The 1,511-nt window shown below is 63.3% G+C and carries 1 protein-coding gene; it reads right to left on the bottom strand.

What is annotated here, in order from left to right; genetic code table 11:
• Positions 1 to 28: 28 nt before the first annotated feature.
• A complete protein-coding gene (locus tag G6O54_RS36835; RefSeq protein ID WP_165236106.1) occupies positions 29 to 1,447 on the bottom strand; it encodes a transposase in 1,419 nt (472 codons plus the stop codon).
• Positions 1,448 to 1,511 lie beyond the last annotated feature (64 nt).

Below are 1,511 nucleotides of genomic sequence, written 5' to 3'. Positions count from 1 at the left end.
CAGCCCTGTGTAGATACGGGTTTGTACATTATTTCTCACGCGTTGATGATTTCGCCTTCTGCTTCTTCTGCTCCTTCTGCTCCTTCTGCTCCTTCAGGAGTCTGGCTGTGGCGACATGCTTGATCTTGGCTCCGCTCTGCTTCTGAGGGCGGGGCTTCTTCGGGCCGCGCCGCTGCTTCCGGAATTCCGCGAGCCGCACCGCGGCGGCCAGCGTCTTCAAGTGGAGGCAGAGCTCTTGCGGGCTCATCTCCTGGAACACCACCCACTCATCTTCCGGGATCGCGATCATCATCCCGCGGTGTGTCCCCGACACCTCCTCGGCCAGATCGGAGCCCGAGATCTTGTCGTCGGACGCCGCCTCTCCGTGCACCGATCTCAAGGCCGCCTTCACCGTGCTCAGCACGTTGTATGCGACCAACGCCAGCGCGAACGCGAAGAGCGCCGCCTTCGGGTAGCCCAGCGCGTTGATCTCGCCATGGAGCGCCGCCTCCAATTCTTGAAAGGCGGTCTCCAGGGTCCAGCGCCTTCGGTACAGGTCGGCCACCGTGATCGCATCGGCGACCTTCGCCGGCAGGTTGGTGAGGATGTGGATCGCGCGGTCGCCATCGCGGGTCGCCTCATCCAACTCGACGGTGATCCGCCGCACGAGGAAGATCTCGCCCTCGGGATTGGTCAGCCGCAGGGTCTGCTCGAAGACCTCGCCGGTCTCGCAACGGCCCCGGGAGGCCCTCTTGCCGACGGCCTCCCAGGTCAACGTCGTGCCGTGCTGACGGGTCACGAAGCAGCCGCCCCGACCATCGATCCCGAAGAGCAACGACGTGGTGCAGAAGTTCCGATCGTCGATCCACAGGTCGCCGGGCCGGACCAGCGCCAGGATGTCCTCGGTCATGCTCCGCTCTTGGGAGTGGCCATCCTCGCAGAGCACCACGTCTTCGATGAGCATCCGCCGGGGATCGAACACCACGAGTGCTTGACCGGGCAGGGCGCCGGCGCGGATGAACCGCAGGGGCTTGATCCGATGCTCGGTCCCCGGCAAGTGGCTGCCGTCGAGGATCTTGACGCGATAGCCTTCCAACCACGGCGCATGGGCGCTGCCCAGTTCGTCGATGACCTCCCTCAATGCCGAGTTCGATCGCCGCACCAAGGCGGCGCTGGTGCCGGTCTCGACCCGATTGATCTTGTCGTAGACCGCCTTGCGAGTCACGCCCAGGGTGGGGCCCATCTTCTTGATCGCCGAGTTGATCGATGGGCGGATGCGGCAGACGACCACGCTCATCAGTTGAACGACGTCCGAGAACAAGAGAGTCCGTGTGTACTGGGATTCCGCGTGCTCATCGAAGAGCGAATCCACGATCGTCGGGGGCAGAGCGTTCTCCAGCAGCGTCTGGACCATGACGCTGACCGGGGAATCGGCCGTGAAACGCTGGAAAACCTCGCCGTGAAGCATGGCTGCCTCCTTGACCGGGATTCCTCAACTCCATACAAGGGGACAGCTTATCAAATTGTTTAAC

The sequence above is a fragment of the Aquisphaera insulae genome (genome assembly GCF_011064615.1).
GTDB lineage: Bacteria > Planctomycetota > Planctomycetia > Isosphaerales > Isosphaeraceae > Aquisphaera > Aquisphaera insulae.
This window is presented reverse-complemented; position numbering and strand designations above follow the sequence as displayed.